22 protein-coding genes are annotated in these 19,367 nt (G+C 31.3%); 16 read left to right on the plus strand and 6 right to left on the minus strand.

Features of this window, described 5'->3' with window-relative positions:
* Genes rsmA through QVZ41_RS01490 form a run of 3 tightly spaced genes read left to right on the plus strand, consistent with a single transcriptional unit; the run spans position 1 to position 2,526 of the window.
* Entirely contained in the window at positions 1 to 786 is a 786-nt protein-coding gene (gene rsmA / locus QVZ41_RS01480) for a 16S rRNA (adenine(1518)-N(6)/adenine(1519)-N(6))-dimethyltransferase RsmA (RefSeq protein WP_302882767.1), read from the plus strand.
* Positions 767 to 2,116, plus strand: a complete 1,350-nt coding sequence (gene mgtE / locus QVZ41_RS01485; protein WP_302882768.1) for a magnesium transporter — start codon at positions 767 to 769, stop codon at positions 2,114 to 2,116. Before rsmA ends, mgtE begins: the two co-directional genes overlap by 20 nt.
* 11 nt (positions 2,117 to 2,127) lie before the next feature.
* Positions 2,128 to 2,526, plus strand: coding sequence for an EamA family transporter (locus QVZ41_RS01490; RefSeq protein WP_302882769.1), 399 nt, complete (start codon positions 2,128 to 2,130; stop codon positions 2,524 to 2,526).
* Between the two features lie 3 nt (positions 2,527 to 2,529).
* On the opposite strand, the gene QVZ41_RS01495 is transcribed toward QVZ41_RS01490, so the two are convergent.
* From QVZ41_RS01495 to xrtF, 3 genes are all read right to left on the minus strand, one after another.
* A complete protein-coding gene (locus QVZ41_RS01495; RefSeq protein WP_302882770.1) occupies positions 2,530 to 3,432 on the minus strand; it encodes an EamA family transporter in 903 nt (300 codons plus the stop codon).
* Positions 3,433 to 3,501: 69 nt separating this feature from the next.
* Positions 3,502 to 3,948: an exosortase F system-associated membrane protein gene (locus QVZ41_RS01500; RefSeq protein WP_302882772.1), complete on the minus strand. Its 447-nt coding sequence runs from the start codon at positions 3,946 to 3,948 to the stop codon at positions 3,502 to 3,504.
* Between the two features lies 1 nt (position 3,949).
* Entirely contained in the window at positions 3,950 to 4,486 is a 537-nt protein-coding gene (xrtF, locus tag QVZ41_RS01505; RefSeq protein WP_302882773.1) for an exosortase family protein XrtF, read from the minus strand.
* Between the two features lie 145 nt (positions 4,487 to 4,631).
* On the opposite strand from xrtF, the gene purH reads away from it, so the two are divergent.
* From purH to QVZ41_RS01545, 8 genes are all read left to right on the plus strand, one after another.
* Positions 4,632 to 6,158 (plus strand): bifunctional phosphoribosylaminoimidazolecarboxamide formyltransferase/IMP cyclohydrolase, encoded by a 1,527-nt coding sequence (gene purH, locus QVZ41_RS01510; protein ID WP_302882774.1) that lies wholly within the window; start codon positions 4,632 to 4,634, stop codon positions 6,156 to 6,158.
* Between the two features lie 51 nt (positions 6,159 to 6,209).
* Complete coding sequence (locus QVZ41_RS01515) at positions 6,210 to 7,238, plus strand: rod shape-determining protein (RefSeq protein ID WP_073121913.1); 1,029 nt, start codon at positions 6,210 to 6,212, stop codon at positions 7,236 to 7,238.
* A gap of 4 nt (positions 7,239 to 7,242) precedes the next feature.
* Positions 7,243 to 8,064 carry a rod shape-determining protein MreC gene (mreC, locus tag QVZ41_RS01520; protein ID WP_302882775.1) on the plus strand — a complete coding sequence of 274 codons (822 nt, stop codon included), beginning with the start codon at positions 7,243 to 7,245 and terminating at the stop codon, positions 8,062 to 8,064.
* Positions 8,057 to 8,569, plus strand: coding sequence for a hypothetical protein (locus QVZ41_RS01525; RefSeq protein WP_302882776.1), 513 nt, complete (start codon positions 8,057 to 8,059; stop codon positions 8,567 to 8,569). The genes mreC and QVZ41_RS01525 overlap by 8 nt, the downstream gene beginning before the upstream one ends.
* Positions 8,566 to 10,455 (plus strand): penicillin-binding protein 2, encoded by a 1,890-nt coding sequence (gene mrdA / locus QVZ41_RS01530; protein WP_302882777.1) that lies wholly within the window; start codon positions 8,566 to 8,568, stop codon positions 10,453 to 10,455. Before QVZ41_RS01525 ends, mrdA begins: the two co-directional genes overlap by 4 nt.
* Positions 10,436 to 11,713 (plus strand): rod shape-determining protein RodA, encoded by a 1,278-nt coding sequence (rodA, locus tag QVZ41_RS01535; protein ID WP_302882778.1) that lies wholly within the window; start codon positions 10,436 to 10,438, stop codon positions 11,711 to 11,713. The genes mrdA and rodA overlap by 20 nt, the downstream gene beginning before the upstream one ends.
* 67 nt (positions 11,714 to 11,780) lie before the next feature.
* Positions 11,781 to 12,614 (plus strand): orotidine-5'-phosphate decarboxylase, encoded by an 834-nt coding sequence (gene pyrF, locus QVZ41_RS01540; RefSeq protein WP_302882779.1) that lies wholly within the window; start codon positions 11,781 to 11,783, stop codon positions 12,612 to 12,614.
* Entirely contained in the window at positions 12,614 to 13,426 is an 813-nt protein-coding gene (locus tag QVZ41_RS01545; protein ID WP_302882780.1) for an ABC transporter substrate-binding protein, read from the plus strand. Before pyrF ends, QVZ41_RS01545 begins: the two co-directional genes overlap by 1 nt.
* Positions 13,427 to 13,512: 86 nt before the next feature.
* Here the strand turns inward: QVZ41_RS01545 and QVZ41_RS01550 are convergent, their stop codons facing one another.
* Together QVZ41_RS01550 and QVZ41_RS01555 are read right to left on the minus strand one after the other, a co-directional pair.
* Positions 13,513 to 14,223, minus strand: a complete 711-nt coding sequence (locus QVZ41_RS01550; protein ID WP_302882781.1) for a DUF4197 domain-containing protein — start codon at positions 14,221 to 14,223, stop codon at positions 13,513 to 13,515.
* A gap of 7 nt (positions 14,224 to 14,230) precedes the next feature.
* Positions 14,231 to 14,392, minus strand: a complete 162-nt coding sequence (locus QVZ41_RS01555; RefSeq protein WP_302882782.1) for a C1orf53 family protein — start codon at positions 14,390 to 14,392, stop codon at positions 14,231 to 14,233.
* A 193-nt stretch (positions 14,393 to 14,585) separates the two neighbouring features.
* Between QVZ41_RS01555 and QVZ41_RS01560 the strand changes: the two genes are divergently transcribed.
* The 3 genes from QVZ41_RS01560 (at position 14,586) to QVZ41_RS01570 (ending at position 17,481) form a co-directional block, all read left to right on the plus strand.
* Entirely contained in the window at positions 14,586 to 16,040 is a 1,455-nt protein-coding gene (locus QVZ41_RS01560; protein WP_302882783.1) for an ATP-binding protein, read from the plus strand.
* A gap of 129 nt (positions 16,041 to 16,169) precedes the next feature.
* Positions 16,170 to 16,880, plus strand: coding sequence for a class I SAM-dependent methyltransferase (locus QVZ41_RS01565; protein ID WP_302882784.1), 711 nt, complete (start codon positions 16,170 to 16,172; stop codon positions 16,878 to 16,880).
* 4 nt (positions 16,881 to 16,884) lie between these two features.
* The gene (locus tag QVZ41_RS01570) at positions 16,885 to 17,481 is read left to right on the plus strand and encodes a DUF1684 domain-containing protein (RefSeq protein ID WP_302882785.1); all 597 of its coding nucleotides are present in this window, start codon (positions 16,885 to 16,887) and stop codon (positions 17,479 to 17,481) included.
* A gap of 64 nt (positions 17,482 to 17,545) precedes the next feature.
* On the opposite strand, the gene QVZ41_RS01575 is transcribed toward QVZ41_RS01570, so the two are convergent.
* The gene (locus QVZ41_RS01575; RefSeq protein WP_302882786.1) at positions 17,546 to 17,872 is read right to left on the minus strand and encodes a 2Fe-2S iron-sulfur cluster-binding protein; all 327 of its coding nucleotides are present in this window, start codon (positions 17,870 to 17,872) and stop codon (positions 17,546 to 17,548) included.
* A gap of 233 nt (positions 17,873 to 18,105) precedes the next feature.
* Between QVZ41_RS01575 and QVZ41_RS01580 the strand changes: the two genes are divergently transcribed.
* Positions 18,106 to 18,891, plus strand: a complete 786-nt coding sequence (locus tag QVZ41_RS01580) for a TIGR00266 family protein (protein WP_302882787.1) — start codon at positions 18,106 to 18,108, stop codon at positions 18,889 to 18,891.
* 10 nt (positions 18,892 to 18,901) lie between these two features.
* Positions 18,902 to 19,312 (plus strand): hypothetical protein, encoded by a 411-nt coding sequence (locus tag QVZ41_RS01585; protein WP_302882788.1) that lies wholly within the window; start codon positions 18,902 to 18,904, stop codon positions 19,310 to 19,312.
* Positions 19,313 to 19,367: the final 55 nt, after the last annotated feature.

Raw genomic sequence — 19,367 nt, forward strand, 5'->3', positions numbered from 1 at the left:
ATGTCAGTAAGAGCAAAAAAACATTTAGGTCAACACTTTTTAACAGATGAAAGTATTGCCGAGCAAATTGCTGATATTTTATCAGAAAAAGGATACGAAAATGTACTAGAAATTGGTCCTGGTATGGGAATGATGACCAAGTATCTTTTACAAAAAAAGTACACCACGCATGTGATAGAAATAGATGATGAATCTGTCGAATATCTACAAGCTCATTATTTACATTTAGGACCTAGAATTTATGGTAAAGATTTTTTAAAAATTGATTTACAAGAGATCTTTAAACAACAACAGTTTGCCATTATAGGAAATTTTCCGTATAATATATCTAGTCAAATTGTGTTTAAAACCATAGACTTTAGAGAATTTATTCCTGAGTTTGGAGGAATGTTTCAAAAAGAAGTAGCCATGAGAATTTGTGCTCCTCCTGGAAGCAAAACTTACGGAATTATATCCGTATTAACGCAAGCGTATTACGATACCGAATATTTATTTACCGTACCTCCTACTGTTTTTAATCCACCTCCAAAGGTAGATTCTGGAGTAATGATCATGAAACGTAAAAAAGATTTGTTCCTTCCGGTTTCAGACAAATTGTTTAAACATGTTGTAAAAACGGCTTTTGGTCAACGTAGAAAAATGATGCGTAGTAGTCTTAAAAGTTTTAACCTTTCCGAAGAACTAAGAGCTCATAAAATATTTAACGAAAGACCCGAACAAGTATCTGTACAAGGTTTTATTGAACTAACTGCATTAATAGAAAAAGATGGAATTTCAAATCAATAAAGAATTTATCAACTACCTGACTGATCTTATTGCTGAAAACAATGTTGATCAGATTGCAGAAGTTTTTAAAGATGTACATTATGCCGATTTAGCGGAGCTATTTGAAGAAATAGAACCCGAATTAGCCATTGCCATCATTAAAATTGTTGATACTGACAAAACATCTGATGCAATTGTTGAGTTAGATGAAGATGTTCGTGAAGAGATTTTAAAAGGAATGTCTTCTCAAGAAATTGCCAATGAAGTAAACGAATTGGAATCTGATGATGCTGCAGATATGATCTCTGAGCTTTCTGATGAGCAAATGCACGAGGTAATTTCTCAGATTGAAGACATAGAGCACGCCAAAGATATTGTAGACCTTTTACGTTACGATGAGGATACTGCAGGGGGATTAATGGGGAAAGAATTAATTAAAGTAAACGAAAGATGGACTTGCATGCAAAGTATCAAAGAGATGCGTTTGCAAGCTGAAGAAATTGAAAAAGTTTACACCGTATATGTAGTAGATGATGATGATGTACTAAAAGGTAGGTTGTCTTTAAAAAGCTTATTAACTACTTCTACCAAAACACCTGTAAGAGATGTTTACAGTCCTTCTATCACCTCTGTAAAAGCCAATGAAAAAGGTGATGTAGTTGCTAGAATTATGCAAAAATATGATTTAGTTGTAGTAGCCGTAGTTGATGAAATGGGACGATTGGTAGGACAAATTTCTGTAGATGATATTATTGATATTATTAGAGATGAAGCCGAAAAAGATTATCAATTAGCTTCTGGTTTAACTGATGATGTTGAAGCAGATGCAAGTATTTTAGAATTAACAAAAGCAAGATTACCTTGGCTAATTTTAGGTCTTTTGGGCGGATTCTGTTCAGGAGGAATCATGGGAGGATTTGGAAATATTTTTAAAGAATTCCCTATGTTATTTTTCTACACACCATTGATTGCCGCTTTGGCAGGAAATGTGGGAGTTCAATCCTCAGCAATTATTGTTCAAGGTTTGGCCAACGATAATATCAAGGGGAGCCTATGGGACAGAATGCTTAAAGAAATTGGATTGAGTTTAGTGAATGGAATAGCTCTAGGAACTTTAATTATTGGGTATGGCTTTATTCGTCAATATGATTTCTTAGTAAGCTTAACCATTGCAACCTCATTGGTTATTGTTATTATTATTGCCGCATTGATAGGAACATTTGTTCCCTTAATCTTAAACAAAAGAGGAATTGATCCTGCCTTGGCTACAGGTCCTTTTATTACCACCAGTAACGATATTTTTGGAATTTTTATCTACTTCTCTATTGCTAAAATGATCTTACCTATTTAAACAAATATTTTATGTCTATCGTGTACGCTATTTTAGCAATGATTCTTTTTGGTTCGTGTGTCTTTTTTTACAAACAAGGAACTCCTTTTTTCTCTACAGGACTCGGAGCCTCCATATTTATTGTAAGTCACATGATTGTTTTAGCTGTTTTAGCGATAGTAGAAAAAACTAAGTTAGACATGAAACACCTTAAGTTTTTGGTGATTGGAGGGGTATTGGGTGGATTGGCTCAAGTATGTTGGTTCTTGGCTTTAAAACACGGAAAGTTAAGCACAGTAGTTCCCATTAGAAATTTGGCATTGCTAGTAACCATTGCCCTAGGTGTTATTTTTTTAGCAGAAAAATTAACCCTACTAAAAGTTATTGGAATTATTTTAGGTTTGGTTGCTGTTATATTGGTTTCTATTTAAAAACTAGGCACTATAAATTAAACACAACACACCTATAATAACACCACACAACGGAATTAATTTTAGCTTTTTATTCTTCTCTTTAAAAATTAAACCACCTATTAAAACCGTAAATAATATTTGACTTCTTTTTAGTGCAGACATCAACATGATTAACACTTCTGGATCTTGTAATCCTTTAAAATAGAAGTAATCTGCCAAAAGCATTAAAACACCAATAGCTGCAATAGACCAATGCCAGGTAAATTTACCTATTTCTTCTTTTTTAGGTAGGTACACAAAATAAACAAGTGCAGACATAAAAATGGTTACATAACAAAAAAACCACCATTGTACAGTTATCACTTCATATTGTTGATATTGAAATAAAAACTTATCATACAAACCACTACAAGCTCCTAAAAAGGTAGCTCCAATAATCGCAAAAATGGCTTTGTTACTTTTAAATATTATTCCTTCTTTTTTTCCTATTTGTGAATAAGCAAGCATAGAAATTACGATGGTAAAAAAACCTACCCATTGTAGCGTACTAGGGTTTTCTCTATAAATAATAATAGCACCTAAAAAAGTAAAAAATGGTCCTGCTGCCCTAATTGGAGTTACAATAGTAATAGGCAAATGCTTTAATGCATAAAATGTCAACACCCAAGAACAAGTCATAATTAACGATTTTATACCTATAAAAAAATGATCTTCAATAGCAATATTAGGAATGTACATTCCTATTTGTTTAAGATATTCAGGATAAAAAAAAGAAGCAACAAAAAGTGGAAAAATCAACAAAGTGCTAATCCCATTACTAATTAAAAGCACAGGAAAAAGCGCATTCCCTTTTACACTTCTTTTTCTACATATTGAATTGAGACTTAAAAACAATGCGGCTGTTAAACCAAAATAAATCCACATATAATAAAATTAAGCAGCAAAAATACAACATGAATTACAGTTAAGTGTTAACTAAATCATATTAATCAATCATCTTTTTAAATTCATTCTGTAACGTTTTCTCATCAAATAAATAAATGGGAGCAAAACAATAATAAAGACAGGATGTATGATAAACCTTCGAATATAAAAAGGGAATAAATATCCTACATCAATCTTAAAAAACATCAAGCTAAAAAGAATAGAAGACAGCAAAACAAAAGCCAATAAGTAAAAAAAAGCAATGGTTCTTATAAATGAACGATGAGGAAATGCTATTTTTAAAATGGCAAAAGATATAATGGAGTTGATAAAATATCTAAAAAAATAAGAAATAAACAATCTGCTTTTATCAACCTCAGGCAAAGGCAAATACAAATAATCATTCTCAAAATAAGCTTCTAAAGGATCATAAAACAAATCAACTTGATAAGCCCTAACCAATATAAAGCAGAAAAACAACAACGCTACTAGAACAAATCTGGCCCACCTTTTCATCTTATTTCTTTTTTAAATTAGAAAAACGGTTTACCCAAATTACCCACAATAAAAACACATAACCATAAATAAAAGCAGGAAATAATAAATCGTGCAATATCATTTCATATTGTTTAAAATAAACCATCCCATAGGACAACAATGCTATTCTAAAGATATTGACAAAATAAATGGTAATTCCTCCAACAAAAGCAAACAAAAAAGTTTTTTTCCATGCTCCTCTAAATGCAACAACAAAAGCAACAAATAAAATAATAATACTCATAGAATTACATCCTTCTATCACTCTAGCCACATAATTATCTTCCATAAAAAGTTTTAGAGATAATTCGGTTGAATGCTGCTCAACATGTGCCTTGGCTCCCCAAATATTCAACATCCATTCAGTACTTTTGGCTACGTGCTGCGTAATAGGATCTGATTTAAAATTTGGAGCCTTACTTTGCGTTGATAGTAAGAAAAAAGAATACCCTAAGAAAAGTAAAAAATAGGTTCCAAAAAAACGCAACAAGAACCACCAAATCTTTTTATTCTTCATAGTAAACCTTCAATTTATACCCAAATTTAAACTTTAAAAAGAAAATACAGAAAAAATAAATAAAAGTTTGATAATAAAACAGTTCAATAGTTTAGCGTTTGAGCGACTTTTAGTAATTTTGCCTTTTTAATCGAAATTCATAAAAATGAGCACTAATAAGCAAGCTAAATCAGCTTTAATTTCAGTATTTCACAAAGATGGTTTAGAGCCAATTGTTAGAAAATTTAACGAGTTAGGAATTACTATTTACACAACTGGTGGAACTGAAAAATTCATTAGAGACTTAGGTATTGATTGTGTGGCTGTTGAAGACATTACTTCATATCCATCAATTTTAGGGGGACGTGTTAAAACTTTACACCCAAAAGTATTTGGAGGTATTTTAAGCCGTAGAGACAACGAAGGAGACAAAGCGCAATTGGCTGAGTTTGAAATTCCAGAAATGGATATTGTGATTGTTGATTTATACCCTTTTGAAAAAACAGTAGCAAGTGGTGCTCCTGAACAAGATATTATTGAAAAAATTGATATCGGTGGAATTTCTTTAATTAGAGCGGCTGCTAAAAACTTTAAAGATGTGATCTGTGTTTCTTCAATGGAACAATACGATGAATTTTTAAACATTATTTCTGTTGATAACGGAAATACATCGATAGAAGATCGTAAGCGTTTTTCTGCAAAAGCTTTTGCTGTGTCTAGCCACTACGATTCTGCTATCTACAATTATATGAACGAAGAGGAAACAAACTTCCGTCAATCTTTTGACAAAGTAACTCCTTTACGTTACGGAGAAAACCCTCATCAAAAAGGTGCTTTTTACGGTGATTTAGAGGCAATGTTCGAAAAATTACACGGTAAAGAATTATCATTTAACAACTTGTTAGATGTAGATGCTGCTGTAAATTTAATTAACGAATTTAAAGGAGAAGCTCCAACTTTTGCTATTTTAAAACACAACAATGCTTGTGGTTTTGCACAAAGAGATAATTTAAAAGATGCTTATGTTGATGCTTTGGCTGGTGATCCAACTTCTGCTTTTGGAGGGGTTTTAATTGCTAACAAAACTATTGATGTAGCAACTGCAGAAGAAATTCACAAATTATTCTGCGAAGTGGTAATTGCACCTGCTTATGATGCAGATGCTTTAGAAATTTTAAAAGGAAAGAAAAACAGAGTCATCTTAATTTTAAAAGATGTTGAGTTACCAAAAATTTCTTACCGTACGGCTTTAAATGGAGTTTTATTCCAAGATGCAAACTTAATTACTGACAAAAGAGAAGATTTGAAAAACGTAACTAAAAAAGTGGTTACTGATGCTCAAATTGAAGATTTATTGTTCGCTTCAAAAATTTGTAAGCATACCAAATCAAATACTATAATATTAGTAAAGAATAAAACGTTATGTGCAGGTGGAACTGGACAAACATCTCGTGTAGATGCTTTAGAGCAAGCCATTGCAAAAGCAAATCATTTTAAGTTTGATTTAAAAGGTGCAGTGATGGCAAGTGATGCTTTTTTCCCTTTCCCTGATTGTGTAGAAATTGCTCACAAAGCTGGAATAGAAGCTGTAATTCAACCTGGCGGATCAATAAAAGATCAATTATCTATTGATTATTGTGACCAAAATGGAATTGGAATGGTAATGACAGGAACTCGTCATTTCAAACATTAATTTGATTACATTTGATAGATTATATACAAATTAAAAATACAAACTAGAAACATGGGATTTTTTGACTTTTGGACCGAAGACATTGCTATTGATTTAGGTACAGCCAACACACTTATCATTCACGATGGAAAAGTAGTGATTGACTCACCCTCTATTGTGGCAAGAGATAGGACCACTGGAAAAATTATCGCTACTGGTAGAGATGCTAGTTTGATGCAAGGAAAAACGCATGAAAATATCAAAACCATCCGTCCATTAAAAGATGGGGTGATTGCAGATTTCCAAGCATCAGAAGAAATGATTAAAGAGTTTGTAAAAAGTATTCCTTCTATCAAAAAGAAAGTTTTTGCTCCTTCATTAAGAATGGTTATTTGTATTCCATCTGGAATTACAGAAGTAGAAAAAAGAGCCGTAAGAGACTCTGCTATTCACATGAATGCAAAAGAAATATACCTTATCTACGAACCAATGGCTGCTGCCATTGGGGTAGGTATAGACATTATGGAGCCTAGAGGTAACATGATTATTGATATAGGTGGTGGTACCACAGAAATTGCAGTGATTGCACTTGCAGGAATTGTTTGTGACAAATCTGTTAAAGTTGCGGGTGATTTATTTACCAACGACATTATGTACTATATGCGTACCCAACACAACTTACATGTTGGAGAAACAACTGCCGAAAAAATTAAAATACAAATTGGTGCAGCGACCGAAGATTTAGAAACCCCTCCGGATGACATGCTGGTTCAAGGTCGTGATTTGTTAAGTGGTAAACCAAAACAAGTACAAGTTTCTTATAGAGAAATTGCCAAAGCTTTGGACAAATCTATTCTTAGAATTGAAGACGCTGTGATGGAATGTTTATCATCTACACCTCCAGAATTAGCAGCAGATATTTATAACACAGGTATCTATATGGCCGGTGGAGGATCTATGCTAAGAGGTTTAGATAAACGTTTATCTAGAAAAACAGACTTACCAGTATACATTGCAGAAGATCCGTTAAGAGCTGTTGTAAGAGGTACTGGAATTGCTTTAAAAGAATTAGAAAAATATAAATCTGTATTATTAAGTTAGGCACATGCAATTCATTTTATATTTAATTCAAAAAAACATGAGCTTCCTCTTATTTTTTGTTTTAGAATTGATTGCATTGTTTTTAACCATTCAACTTCACTCTTATAGAAAAAGTAAGTTTATCAATTCCGCAAATGAAATTTCAGGGGGATTGTATAATAGCGTAACTTCATTTAGAGATTATTTACATCTAAGAGAGGAAAACCAATTATTAGCAGAGGAAAACACTAAACTCATCAATTATATTAATGCTAGTACTCCTAAAAAAACAATATTTTTAGATAGTATTGACTCTCTAAATCAACAGAAATATACCTATACTCCTGCAAAAATTGTTAATAATGATTTTCACAAGAGTAACAATTTTTTAACTATAGACAAAGGATTAAATGATAGTATCAATGTAGATATGGCTGTTGTAAATCCAAAAGGTATTATAGGAATAACAACTAACGTTTCTAACAACTATGTTTCTGCTATTTCTGTTTTAAACACCAATTTTAAAGTAAACGCAAAATTAAAAAATGCCGATTATTTTGGAACGCTTTCTTGGAATGGTAAATCAACAAAAGAAGTACAATTAAAAGACATTCCTAGACAAGCTATTTTAAAAGTAGGAGATACCATTGTAACAGGAGGTAGATCTAGTATTTTTCCTGCTGGAATTTTAATTGGGAGTGTTTCTAATATCACTTATCGTAACAATAGATACGACCAAATTAATGTGGCTTTGTTTAATGATGTAAGAAATGTAAGTAATGTTTACATTATTAAAAATTTACATAAAATTGAAATTGATAACCTAGAAAAACGAAGAAATGAATAGTGACTTTTTTAAAATACTAGGTCGTTTTTTGTTATTGATTCCTTTACAGGTACTCATTGCAAATCACTTGCGAATTTTTGGATATATCAATCCTCAAATATGCTTGCTTTTTGTTATGTGGTATCCACTTAAAAAAGACATTACAGGCCTATTATTAAGTACTTTCTTATTTGGAATTTTATTAGATTCTTTTAGCAATTCAGGTGGAGTAAATACGGCTGCACTTTTGTTTATTTGCTATGTAAGACTTCCTATTATTAAATTTATTTTTAATGATAAAGACTTAAACTTAAAGCTTTTTAAATATAGCAACTACGGTACATTACCTAAAATAACGCTTATTTTAAGTTTGGCTTTTATTCATCAATTCATTGTATACGTTTTAGAATATTTTAGCGTTTCCTACATTGGAACCATCTTATTCAAAACTTTCACTAATACTTTATTTACTACCTTTGTGGTTGTAATTTTCTTATCCATATTTACCTCAACCAAAAAGCAATGAAAAAAAGAAGCCTGTTATTTCCTTTACTAGTTATAATTACAGGGTTTATATTTGTTGCAAGACTTTTTTTCTTACAAATTGTTCATCATGATAGCAATGAAATTTCCCTAAGTGGATCTGCCATCAAACGAATTTATACATACCCTGAAAGAGGTTTTGTATATGATAGAAATGGTAAATTATTAGTGGCAAATGAACAAACTTATGATGTTAAGGTCATCCCTAATGAAGTTAAAGCATTTGATACAATTGAATTTTGTAGTTTGTTAAAAATTGACAAGAAATACCTTATTACAAAACTAGACAGGGCTAGAAATTATTCTCCATGGCTACCTTCGGTATTTTTAAGTCAACTATCCAAAGAAGATTATGCCTATCTACAAGAAAAAATTCATAAATACAAAGGATTCTCCATACAACGTAAATCTTTAAGAAAATACCCTCATAAATCTGCTGCAAATATATTGGGTTATATCAATGAAGTAAACGAATACTTAGCTAAAAAAAATCCTTATTACGAACAAGGAGAGTTGGTAGGAACACAAGGTATTGAAAAAGAATATGAAGACATTCTTAGAGGTACAAAAGGTGTTTCTTACAAACTTAGGAATAGATTAAACAAAGTCATTGGTCCGTATAAAGAAGGTATTTATGACACGCTCCCTCAACCCGGTGAAGATATATCACTCACCATAGATTTAGATTTACAAGCTTATGGAGAATTGTTAATGAGCAACAAAAGAGGTGGAATTGTAGCCATTGAACCAAATACTGGAGAAATTTTAGCACTAGTGACCGCTCCTAGTTACGATCCCAATTTAATGGTAGGTAGAGAGCGATCTAAAAACTCAGTCATGCTTTTTAATGACAGTATAAACAAACCCATGCTAGATCGTGGTTTACAGGCAGCCTACGCACCTGGATCTCCTTTTAAACTAGTAGAAGGTTTAATTGGTTTACAGGAAAATGTCATCACTCCAAATACTGGTTTTTATTGTCACCACGGATATAGATATGGAAATAAAGCAACTAACTTTATGGGATGTCATTGTGGTATTACTGGTAGAGCTATAGATTTAAGACTTGGAATTGCAAAATCTTGTAATAGTTACTTTTCTAACGTTTATAAATTACTACTTGAAAAATATGATACCTCACAAGAGAGCTTAACCCATTGGGCTGAACATTTACGAAGTTTTGGTTTGGGAGATTTTTTAGGATATGATTTGCCTATAGGTACCAAGGGATTTATTCCTTCTGCTGATTATTATGATAAAGTATATCCAAGAAAAACTTGGAGGTATACCACCACTATTTCGAACGCTATCGGTCAGGGAGAAATTGTAACCACTCCTATTCAATTAGCAAACATGATTGCCGCTATAGCCAACAGAGGATATTATTTTACACCACATGTATTAAAAAAAATAAATGGGAACCCTATTGACATAGAAAAATTCACCACCAAAAAACAAACCACTATTGATGCCAAAAACTTTGAACCAGTTATTGAAGGGATGTTCGATGTTTATCAAAACGGAACAGCAAAACATGTACAAATAAAGGATATAGATATTTGTGGTAAAACGGGAACTGTTCAAAATTATATTCGTAAAAATGGTGTAAAATATGAATTAGCAGATCACTCTATTTTTGTAGCCTTCGCCCCAAAGGACAATCCTAAAATTGCTTTGGCTATTTTTGTCGAAAACGGAGGTTTTGGTTCTACCATTGCTGCCCCAATTGCAAGTTTAATGATAGAAAAATATTTAAAAGGGACTTCTACTTCCTTAAAATGGTGGGAAGATAGAATTATCAATACTTCTTTAGAAGCAGAATATAAAAAACAACTTTCAATACAATTACTTGAGAAATCACAGAATTAACTTATTACCGCATATAGACTGGCTATTGGTTTTTATATATATCATTCTTATCTGTTTTGGTTGGATGAATATATATGCTGCCTCCAGTTCTGAAAACCATCAAGAAATTTTAGATTTTAGTACTCGTTACGGAAAGCAAATTATTTGGATGGGGCTTTCTGTTGTGATTGCCATTTTTTTACTTTTTATAGAAAGTAGTTTTTACGAAAAATTTGCCGCTTATATTTATTTGGCTTGCATGCTCTTACTTGCTGGGCTTTTTCTTGTTGGTAAAAACATAAACGGTGCTACGTCTTGGTATGCTATTGGTAGTTTTAGTATTCAACCCACAGAATTTGCCAAAACAGGAACTGTATTGGCATTGGCAAGACTTTTAAATGAACGTCAGTTTAGTTTCAAACCTTTTATAAACAAGGTAAAAACTTTTGTAATTATTACGGTTCCAGCCATCTTAATCACCTTACAACCTGACCCTGGATCAGCACTAGTTTATGTATCTTTTATCTTACTATTTTACAGAGAAGGTTTACATTCAAATATTCTAATCATCGGAACCTTAGCAATTGTGCTTTTTGTAACCACTTTGGTTTTTGGTTATGTATATGTCATTGCTGGAGCTTGCATCATTACAGCCATCATTCTTTGGTATATTTCAAAAGTCCGTAAAAAAATATTGCGTTTTGTTTGGCCTAAAATCATTGGTATTTTAACAATTGTTAGTGGATATATTTATAGTGTATATTTTTTATTTCACTATGTTTTTCAACAAAGACACAGAGATAGATTCAATATTTTATTAGGCTTAAGTAATGACACTAGTGATATTGGATACAATACCTATCAATCTATAAAAACTATTGCTTCAGGCGGTTTTTGGGGTAAAGGATATTTACAAGGAGATAGAACACAAGGTAAATTTGTACCAGAACAAGACACCGATTATATTTTTAGCACCATTGGAGAAGAATGGGGATTTTGGGGTTCTGCTTTGGTCGTTATATTATTTATGTCATTTATTCTAAGAATTCTTTTCTTAGCAGAAAACCAAAAATCTAAATTTAGTAGAATATATGGTTACGGAGTAGCTTGTGTCTTCTTTTTTCATGTATTAATCAACGTTGCCATGGTCATTGGCTTATTCCCAACCATTGGTATTCCACTACCCTTTTTTAGCTACGGTGGTTCTTCTTTATGGGGATTTACCATGTTATTATTCATTTTTATAAAATTAGATGCTGCTAAAAAGTACGAACTATAATTAATCATGTTTATTTCTAAGGATATCTGTATTTTTACAGCTTAGAAAAACGGTAAAAAATATACAGATGACAATTACAGAATTGGTTGGAGAAATTAAAAAGAAAAAATCTTTTTTATGTGTAGGTTTAGATGTTGATATCACTAAAATCCCACCACATTTATTAAATACAGAAGATCCAATTTTTGAGTTTAACAAACAAATTATTGATGCTACTCATCACCTAACAGTTGCCTATAAACCTAACACCGCTTTTTATGAAGCTTACGGAATTAAAGGTTGGCAATCTTTAGACAAAACCATCAATTACATCAACCAAAATTATCCTGAAATTTTTACCATTGCCGATGCAAAACGTGGAGACATTGGAAACACTTCTACCATGTATGCCAAAGCTTTTTTTGAAGATTTAAATTTTGATTCAGTAACTGTGGCTCCTTACATGGGAAGCGATTCTGTAGAGCCATTTTTAGCTTTTAAAGATAAGTTTACTATTATGTTAGCTTTAACCTCTAACAAAGGAGGATTAGATTTTCAAGGAAAAGATTTAATAAATGAAGAACCTTTGTACAAAGAGGTTATCAAAACATCTTTAACATGGGAAAACTCAGAAAATTTAATGTTTGTAGTTGGGGCTACCAAAGCAGAATACTTTAAAGGAATAAGAGAAATTGCTCCAAACAACTTTTTATTAGTTCCAGGAGTAGGTGCTCAAGGAGGGAGTTTAGAAGGTGTTTGTGAATATGGAATTAACAAAGAAAACATTGGTTTGTTAATCAACTCCTCTAGAGGAATTATTTATGCTAGCAACGGAGAAGATTTTGCCAATGCTGCACAAACAGAAGCAAAAAAATTACAAGAACAAATGGCTAGTATTTTAGCTGATAACAAAATTGCCTAATGACTTTTTTTGATGATTTAGGAAACGAGTTGAATTTTGATAAAACACCTAAGAAAATTGTTTCTTTGGTGCCTTCTATTACAGAAACTTTATACGATTTAAACCTAGAAGACAATATTGTAGGAATTACAAAGTTTTGTGTTCACCCAGTCCATTTTAAGCATACCAAAACAATTGTTGGAGGTACAAAAGATGCTAAAATTGATAAAATAAAAGAATTACAACCTGACATTGTTTTTTGTAACAAAGAAGAAAACACTCCCGAAATTGTAAAACAATTACAAGAATTCACGCAAGTTTATGTAACTGTAGTAAACAATATTGAAGATGCAGTTCGTATGATTCAAAAAATGGGATTGATGCTAAACCGTAGGGTTGATGCGCAGTTAATTAGTAATAAAATCAACTTAAAACTAGAGGATTTCAACTGGTTTATTAAAGATTTTGAAGTTAAAAAATCAGCCTATTTTATTTGGTACAATCCATGGATGGCAGCAGGAGATAACACATTTATCAACTCTTTGTTAACCTTAAATAAATTTGATAATATTTATAAAAACAAAAAAGAAAGTTACCCAACTATAGAAGCTAAAAGAATAAGATTAGAAGGAGATCCTGATTTTGTGTTCTTTTCTTCCGAACCTTTTCCTTTTAAAGACAAACACGTGTTTGAAATGGGACGTTTTACCCACCATGCCAGTGCCGTTTATGTAGATGGTGAAATGTTTAGCTGGTTTGGATCTAGACTCTTAAAATCTTTTGATTATTTTAAATCTTTAAGAGAACGAATTACATTGAGTACTTTTAAATAGAAAATGACTAAATTCTCGACTCCGCTCGAAAACCTTTAAATAGGTTCATCAAGCGGAGTCGAAATGTTTTTATCGTTATAAGACTCTTACTTATTATCCTGCAAAGCAAATACTCTTTTCAATAGCGTACTAGAGCGTTCAGAAATATCGGTTCTAATTTTTTGTTCCTCTACAGCAATCATGGTATAAACACCATCCAAAGCTTGAGTGGTAACATAATCTGTTAAATCAGGATTTACTTTGTTAATAAAAGGAATTTGATTGTATTTGGTAATAATAGTATTCCAAATATCAGCAGCACCAACTTTATCAAAAGACTTTTTTATTACAGGACTAAAAGAAGCATACAATTTCTCATTAGTTGTCTGACTTAAGTAAGTAGTTGCAGCTTTATTATCTCCCATTAAAATATTACGAGCATCAGTAAAACTCATGTTTTTAATCGCATCTACAAAAATAGGAGTGGCGGTTTTTACAGCATCTTCTGCTGTAGCGTTTAAAGCGATCAATCCTTTATCTGCCAAATCACCCAAGCCATATTTTCTCATAGCTGCATCAATTTTTTGTAAATCTTCTGGCAAAGCAATACGAACCAAATCATTGTTATAAAAACCTTTTTCTTGAGTTAATTTACTCACCTGATCACTCACTCCTTGATTCAAGGCTGCTTTTAAACCATTGGCTATATCTAAATTGCTAATATTTTGTGTACTTACAGGTAAACTACTCACAATTTGTGACAATTCTGCACAACTAGACAAACTAAAAACCAATACAAGCGCTATTATTTTCTTCATAATCAATTTATTTTTTAAACGAATCTGTTTTTTTATCATAACCATACGGACAATGTTTGCAACCACTTTTACAACAATACCCTCTTTTTAAATGATATTGTTCTGTAAAAACTCGATAGCCTTGTCCATTGGTATAAAAATCTCCTTCTTCAGGTGGTATGTTCAACATTTCATTTCTTTTCAAAAGCCAAAAATAACAAAGAGAAAAAAGACAATCTACAATTATTCTCAAATATTGAGATTAAATTATATTTATATACTTTAGTTTTTAGATTTTTATTTGATATGTTTTTAATATTTTTATACAAAAACCTCTACATCCCTTTTAAACAAAGGAAAATCTTATTTGATGGTTATTTGATATGGAAGAAAAAGAATTAAAAAAATTGTTAAAAGAGCTTGTTTCATATTCTCAGGAATCTGAGTGGCTTGAGTTTAAACTTAACTTTCATTCAAATGAAGAAATTGGAGAAAGAATTTCTGCTATTTCCAACGGAGCTGCTTTAAATAAAAAAAGATATGGTTTTCTAGTATTTGGAGTTGAAGATGAAACTCATTTAATCAAAGGAACTACATTCAGCTTAAAAAAAGCAAAACAAGGAAAGGAAGAACTTGAAAATTGGCTACTACAAAGGTTGAATCCTAGAATTGATTTTCAAATTCATGAATTTACATATGATCTAGGAATAAACATTACAATGCTAATAATACCTCCAGCAAAAAATGTTCCTGTCAAATTCAAAAAAACTGCATTTATTAGAATAGGCAGCTACACAAGGCACTTAAATGATTTCCCCGAAAAAGAATCTAAAATATGGAATAGAAAAAATGAAGCTAAGTTTGAGTCTAGAATTGTAAAAACGGACATTGAATCAAACGAAGTTATTTCTCTTCTAGATACGCAAATATATTTTGATTTATTAAAAATACCATATCCTTCAAATAGAGAAGCAGTACTTGATAAATTAACATCTGAAAAGATTATAAATAAAAATATTAAGGGAACTTATTCTATAACAAACTTAGGAGCTATCCTTTTTGCAAAAGACTTATCCTTATTTGGCGATCTTAAAAGAAAAGCTATTAGAGTAATTGTTTATAAAGGGAACAACAAAATTCAAACTATTAGAGAGCAAATTGGAATAAAAGGATATGTTTCTGGATATACCGGATTAATAGACTGGGTAAACAGTCAACTTCCTGAAAATGAAGAAATCGGAAAAGCATTAAGAGACAACAAAAGAATGTATCCTGAAATAGCTGTCAGAGAGCTGATAGCTAATTCAATTATACATCAAGATTTTGATGAAAAAGGATTTCCAATGATTGAAATCTTTTCAGACAGAGTAGAAATCACAAATCCAGGTATTCCATTAATAACTCCTGAAAGATTTATCGATGAATATCAATCTCGTAATGATGTATTAGCTGATTTGATGAGAAGACTAGGAGTTTGTGAAGAAAAAGGAAGTGGTATTGATAAAGTGATTTTTTACAATGAAATGTACCAACTACCCGCTCCAAAATTTTTAATTCAAGAAAAACATACAAAAATTATAATGTATGCCTACAAGGAACTAAATAGCATGGATAAAAATGATAAAATTAGAGCATGTTATCAACACTCTTGTTTAAAATACGTATCCAATGACATCATGACTAATCAATCATTGAGAGATCGTTTTAATATTGAAAGTAAAAATTCAGCAATTGCATCAAGAATAATAAAAGAAGCTTTGAAGTCAGAAATGATAAAAGAAGATGATCCTGAAAGTAATTCTAGAAAATATAAAAAATATATTCCCTTTTGGGCTTAAGCTTATTTGACTGTTATTTGACAATTTTAAAACCAAAACAATGTTATTATTTATTCATAACTGTTTATCAACGTGTTAAAAACAAACTTTTATTTGACAATAAATTAAGTACACAAATATTAAAACATAATGAAAGACGTTTTAGGAACTGCTTTAAAAGCTTATTATTTTAATAAAAACACCAAAGACAAGTTACTGACCAACTCTTCAATTGCAGAAGAAGATGAACTTCCTTTAGATTATTTATTAAGAGATTTTAATAAAATGCCTGTCATTGAGCAAAAAGCTTTAAAACTTGCCAAAGGAAACACTTTAGATATTGGTTGTGGGGCTGGGAGTCATGCTTTGTATTTACAAAACAAAAATCTAAAAGTTACAGCCATTGATATTTCTGAAGGAGCCATTGAAGTAGCCAAAGATAGAGGCTTAAAAAATGCCGAAGTTGCCAATATTTATAATTTTAATACCAATGAAAAATTTGATACCATTTTGGTATTGATGAACGGAACAGGTATTTGTGGAAAACTTAATAATCTTGCCTCATTCTTAACTCATTTATCGACTTTTTTGAATCCGAACGGACAGATTTTAATCGATTCTTCTGATATTATTTACATGTACGAGGATGAAAACGGAGATCACTGGATTGATGCTTCTAAAGATTATTATGGAGAAGTTCAGTTTTGGATGAATTACCAAGAACATCAATCAGAAACTTTTGATTGGCTTTATGTAGATTACAATACTTTACAACGATGTGCCGTTTATAACAATTTAAATTGTGAATTGATTTTAGAAGGAGATCATTACGATTATTTAGCAAGAATTACAAAAGCATAGTTATATGTACAAAATACTTCTAATTTTCTTGTTTCTAAGCACTTTTAGCATTGCTCAGAACAAAGATTACCAAACCGAAATAAAAGAGCATAGAAAAGAATTAAACGTGCATTTTAAAGACAAAAATGAAAGTCCATTACCACATCACAAAATAAAAAACTTTACTGGACTTCCATTTTTTCCTGCAAATGAAAAATACAAGGTAAAAGCCAAACTAGAATTTACATTCAACACGCCAGTCATGTACATTCAAGATACCAAAGGAAGTTCAGAAGCATATCAGCAATATGCATTGGCTACTTTTAAAATTGATGGCAAAGAATTTCAATTAAGCATTTATCAAAACTTAGAACTAAAAAAGAAAAAAGGATATGAAAATTATTTATTCATTCCTTTTACTGACTTAAGCAATGGAAAAACTACTTATGCTGGAGGTAGATATATGGATACCACTATTCCTGATGAATACACTGGTTATATCATTTTAGATTTTAACAAGGCTTACAATCCTTATTGTGCTTATAACAAAAATTATATTTGTCCTGTTCCTCCAAAAAACAATCATTTAAATACTTCTATTTTAGCAGGAGTTAAATACTAAAAAAGCTCAAAACCATTTGGTTTTGAGCTTTTTTATAACTTTTATATTTAAATTTTTTTCTGTACTAAACTTCACTCTCTGGAGCCAATTCAATTTCTAACCCATCCATCTCTTCTGTAATTGGTAACTGACATCCCAAACGAGAATTGTCTTCTACATAAAATGCCTGATCTAACATATCTTCTTCAGCATCTCCTTTTTCAGGTAATTCATGATCTGATAAAATATAACATTGACAAGAAGCACACATCGCCATTCCTCCACAAGTTCCTTCTACAGGTAACTCATAAGCCTTACAAAGTTCCATAATGTTCATCGCCATATCTGTTGGGGCTTGTAACTCATGAACTACTCCTTCTCTATCTTTAATCTTAATGGTAATGTCAGACATTGTACTGAATTTTAATTAACTATGTTGTTAAAATTGAGGTGCAAAGATACAACCTAAAGCTTAATTATTAAAAATATTGTGATAAGAAAAGATGATTTCAGAAAAAACAAACTAAAACAATCTTTTTCACTAAATTTAAAACGCTATGTAAAAGGATTTCTTCTTAAAAAAATAGAGATTTCTTTTTCACCAAGTTTATTGTAACATCAAAAATTAACTTAAAGAAAAAAAACATGAATTCACACAAAATTGATTACACCATTCATGGGAACGACATGCAAGTGGTTTCTATTGAATTAGATCCTCAAGAAACTGTTATTGCCGAAGCTGGTTCTATGAACTGGATGGATCAAGACATTAAATTTGAAGCCAAAATGGGTGATGGCTCTCAACCCAACCAAAGCGTTTTTGGTAAACTACTAGATGTGGGAAAAAGAGTCTTAACTGGGGAATCTATTTTTTTAACTCATTTTACCAATGTAGGTTTTGGTAAAAAAGAAGTCAGTTTTGCTGCTCCTTATCCTGGTTCTATTATTCCTATTGATTTAAGTACCATGGGTAATCAAATTATTTGTCAAAAAGATGCTTTTTTATGTGCAGCCAAAGGAACACAAGTAAGCATCGCTTTTAGTCAAAGATTAGGAACTGGATTCTTTGGTGGAGAAGGATTTATTCTTCAAAAACTAAAAGGAGATGGATTGGCTTTTTTACATGCTGGTGGAACCGTGGTAGAAAAAACATTAAACAATGAAACCATTTTGGTTGACACAGGATGTATTGTTGCTTTTTCACAAGGATTAGATTATAATATTAAAAGAGCAGGAAATCTAAAATCGATGTTTTTTGGAGGAGAAGGATTGTTCTTAGCCACCATTAAAGGAACAGGAAAAGTGTATTTACAAAGTTTACCATTCTCAAGATTAGCCGATAGAATTATTCAACACGCTCCAAGATTGAACGGAAAATCCAAAGGAGAAAGTTCTACTTTTGGGGGATTTGAGCGATTTATGGACAATTAAAACAATCATCATGAAAAAAACATTACTTATATTATTTCTATTCATCGTTGGAATCACTTGTTACGGACAAAATTTAAGCAAAGATGATATTACTGGAGAATGGAAAGTCAATAAAATTGTGAATAGTCCCGATGATCTTCAATTTCAGGCTTTATCTGATGGATTTAAAAATGCTACTTTTAGTTTTCATAAGAACGGAAAGTTTAACATCAACACTACTTTTAACACTCCCATGTTTAAGTTATTTACAGAAAAATCCGACAATACCCATTGGATTTTTATAGATAATGAACAACATATTAAAATTGGTCATCAAAGCAATCAGTATTCTATTATGGGAATTGTCATCAAACAAAAAAATAACAAAATTTTATTTCACTTAGACGAAACAGAATTAATTATGGAAATGAGTAAACAGTAATAACATAAAGGTTTACAGCAATAAAAAACCTCAAAAGCCAAGGCTTTTGAGGTTT

The organism is Wenyingzhuangia gilva, assembly GCF_030519655.1.
Classification (GTDB): domain Bacteria; phylum Bacteroidota; class Bacteroidia; order Flavobacteriales; family Flavobacteriaceae; genus Wenyingzhuangia; species Wenyingzhuangia gilva.

Coding starts and splice junctions, on each gene's coding strand:
- QVZ41_RS01565 (WP_302882784.1), top strand. CDS start 16,170: ATGAAAGACGTTTTAGGAACTGCTTTAAAAGCTTATTATTTTAATAAA.
- QVZ41_RS01525 (WP_302882776.1), top strand. CDS start 8,057: ATGAATAGTGACTTTTTTAAAATACTAGGTCGTTTTTTGTTATTGATT.
- QVZ41_RS01500 (WP_302882772.1), bottom strand. CDS start 3,948: ATGAAAAGGTGGGCCAGATTTGTTCTAGTAGCGTTGTTGTTTTTCTGC.
- QVZ41_RS01490 (WP_302882769.1), top strand. CDS start 2,128: ATGTCTATCGTGTACGCTATTTTAGCAATGATTCTTTTTGGTTCGTGT.
- QVZ41_RS01575 (WP_302882786.1), bottom strand. CDS start 17,872: ATGTCTGACATTACCATTAAGATTAAAGATAGAGAAGGAGTAGTTCAT.
- mreC (WP_302882775.1), top strand. CDS start 7,243: ATGCAATTCATTTTATATTTAATTCAAAAAAACATGAGCTTCCTCTTA.
- QVZ41_RS01570 (WP_302882785.1), top strand. CDS start 16,885: ATGTACAAAATACTTCTAATTTTCTTGTTTCTAAGCACTTTTAGCATT.
- QVZ41_RS01580 (WP_302882787.1), top strand. CDS start 18,106: ATGAATTCACACAAAATTGATTACACCATTCATGGGAACGACATGCAA.
- QVZ41_RS01585 (WP_302882788.1), top strand. CDS start 18,902: ATGAAAAAAACATTACTTATATTATTTCTATTCATCGTTGGAATCACT.
- QVZ41_RS01560 (WP_302882783.1), top strand. CDS start 14,586: ATGGAAGAAAAAGAATTAAAAAAATTGTTAAAAGAGCTTGTTTCATAT.
- QVZ41_RS01545 (WP_302882780.1), top strand. CDS start 12,614: ATGACTTTTTTTGATGATTTAGGAAACGAGTTGAATTTTGATAAAACA.
- mgtE (WP_302882768.1), top strand. CDS start 767: ATGGAATTTCAAATCAATAAAGAATTTATCAACTACCTGACTGATCTT.
- pyrF (WP_302882779.1), top strand. CDS start 11,781: ATGACAATTACAGAATTGGTTGGAGAAATTAAAAAGAAAAAATCTTTT.
- QVZ41_RS01555 (WP_302882782.1), bottom strand. CDS start 14,392: ATGTTGAACATACCACCTGAAGAAGGAGATTTTTATACCAATGGACAA.
- purH (WP_302882774.1), top strand. CDS start 4,632: ATGAGCACTAATAAGCAAGCTAAATCAGCTTTAATTTCAGTATTTCAC.
- xrtF (WP_302882773.1), bottom strand. CDS start 4,486: ATGAAGAATAAAAAGATTTGGTGGTTCTTGTTGCGTTTTTTTGGAACC.
- QVZ41_RS01550 (WP_302882781.1), bottom strand. CDS start 14,223: ATGAAGAAAATAATAGCGCTTGTATTGGTTTTTAGTTTGTCTAGTTGT.
- QVZ41_RS01515 (WP_073121913.1), top strand. CDS start 6,210: ATGGGATTTTTTGACTTTTGGACCGAAGACATTGCTATTGATTTAGGT.
- QVZ41_RS01495 (WP_302882770.1), bottom strand. CDS start 3,432: ATGTGGATTTATTTTGGTTTAACAGCCGCATTGTTTTTAAGTCTCAAT.
- rsmA (WP_302882767.1), top strand. CDS start 1: ATGTCAGTAAGAGCAAAAAAACATTTAGGTCAACACTTTTTAACAGAT.
- mrdA (WP_302882777.1), top strand. CDS start 8,566: ATGAAAAAAAGAAGCCTGTTATTTCCTTTACTAGTTATAATTACAGGG.